The 1,851-nt window shown below is 59.6% G+C and carries 2 protein-coding genes; one reads left to right on the forward strand and one right to left on the reverse strand.

Annotation, left to right across the window (positions count from 1 at the left end; genetic code table 11):
* Positions 1-1,040 (reverse strand): metallophosphoesterase family protein (locus NW820_RS12140; protein ID WP_414407615.1); only part of this gene is annotated, 1,040 nt, incomplete at its 3' end.
* A 114-nt stretch (positions 1,041-1,154) separates the two neighbouring features.
* Between NW820_RS12140 and upp the strand changes: the two genes are divergently transcribed.
* The gene (gene upp / locus NW820_RS12145; RefSeq protein ID WP_414329961.1) at positions 1,155-1,790 is read left to right on the forward strand and encodes a uracil phosphoribosyltransferase; all 636 of its coding nucleotides are present in this window, start codon (positions 1,155-1,157) and stop codon (positions 1,788-1,790) included.
* Positions 1,791-1,851 lie beyond the last annotated feature (61 nt).

Below are 1,851 nucleotides of genomic sequence, written 5' to 3' on the forward strand. Positions count from 1 at the left end.
CAACGGCTGAAACGCTCCAGAAATCGGCCTGCTGGCTGGGGAAAGTCTGGGAAAGTGAGGTCTGGATCCCCGGCAGCCACCGCTGCCCAAAAGTAGCGCAATTGTGGGGCCAAGGCTTGTGCCTGTTCCAAAGGCAAATTCAGCGGTGCGGAGGTTAAAAACTTAACCACCGCTGGTTCGCTGCGCTGGGCCATCCACTCCCGGGAGAACGCTTGCAAATCGGGCCAATCGGGCAGGGATCCCACCCGGTAGCTCTGGATATGGACTTGGATTCCGGTCTCTCGATCCGACCGGATCTCGACAAGGCGGTAGGGGTGGGGAAAGCTGACCAAAGAGCCGGTGGTAATGTCGTAAACCCCCCCTCGTCGGGCGATGTGCTGGATGTGCAGATGTCCGGTGAACACCAGTTGCACCCCATAAGCTTGCAGCAGCCGCCGCAACTGAGAGGCATTCTCCAGCATGTAGCGACGCCCCCAGGGATGGAGAGACTGGCCGCGCAGATGCTCGACCACATTATGGTGCACCATCAGCAGCACCAGCTCTTCCTCGGCTGCCGCCAATTCTTTCTCCAGCCAGGTCAGTTGTTCTGGGGTTAGACACCCCACCAATTGACCCTGAGCATCAAAATGGTTGGAATTGAGGCCGATCAAACGGATCCCTGGCCGCAGAACCCGGCTGTAATCCAAAGACTGCCCATCCTCGTAGCCAAAAGCTCGGTAGTAGCGGGGAAAATCCGCCAAACCAATAGAGCGCCCGCTGGCCTCGGGCTGGGGCACATCGTGGTTGCCGGGCACCACAAAAGCCGGAAAGGGCAGTCGAGCCAGCCGCTCTGCCAGCCATGCATGGTTTTCCGGCTCCCCATGCTGGGTCAGATCCCCCGGCAACAGCAGAAAATCCAGAGGCAACTGCACCAGATGCTGCAAAACCTGTTCCAGAGCCGGGATGCTCACCTCTACCAGGTGAAATCGGCTGGGGTGATCCCAAAGGGTGGAAGGGAGGGCGACGTGGGGATCGCTCACCACAGCAAAGCGGATCTGCACGGATTACTCCCCTTGACAACAGCAAGCAGATAGAGCCTTCGGCCCACCGGGGGGACAAGCGCTTCTGCTATTCTGGCATCCATCACGGGATCCCGATTATCTCAGGAGCACAGCATGGTGGCCCAGGTGATTACCATCGATCACCCTCTGGTGCAGCACAAGCTCAGCCTCATGCGCCGTGTTGAAACTACAACCGCCGACTTCCGAGCGCTGATGCGGGAGATCAGCCTCTTGATGGCCTACGAGGTGACCCGCGATCTGCCCCTCAAGCTACAGCCCATTCAAACCCCGATGGCCCCAATGTTGGCGCCGATGTTGGCGGCAGAGAAAAAGTTGGTGCTTGTCTCCATCCTGCGGGCCGGCCAAGGGCTCCTCGACGGCATGCTGGAGCTGATCCCATCAGCACGGGTGGGGCATATCGGCCTATATCGGGATCCCCATACCCTGATCCCCATCGAGTACTACTTCAAGGTGCCCACCGATATCGAAGATCGTGAGGTGCTGGTGGTGGATCCAATGTTGGCCACCGGCCATTCGGCAGCAGCGGCTGTAGCGCGCCTACGCCAAACCCGACCCCAGTCGATCCGCTTCATCTGCCTGGTGGCCGCCCCAGAAGGGATCCGGTATTTCCACGAACAGAACCCAGATGTGCCAATCTATACCGCTGCTGTAGACGATGGCCTAGACGAGCACGGCTACATCCTCCCCGGCCTAGGAGATGCAGGGGATCGCCTGTTCGGCACCCGCTGATGGGAGAGTGCCATGCCTACAGCACCCTATGTTGCTGCGCCACACTGAACGGGAACCGCAC

Source organism: Synechococcus sp. R55.7, from assembly GCF_047461955.1.
GTDB lineage: Bacteria > Cyanobacteriota > Cyanobacteriia > Thermostichales > Thermostichaceae > Thermostichus.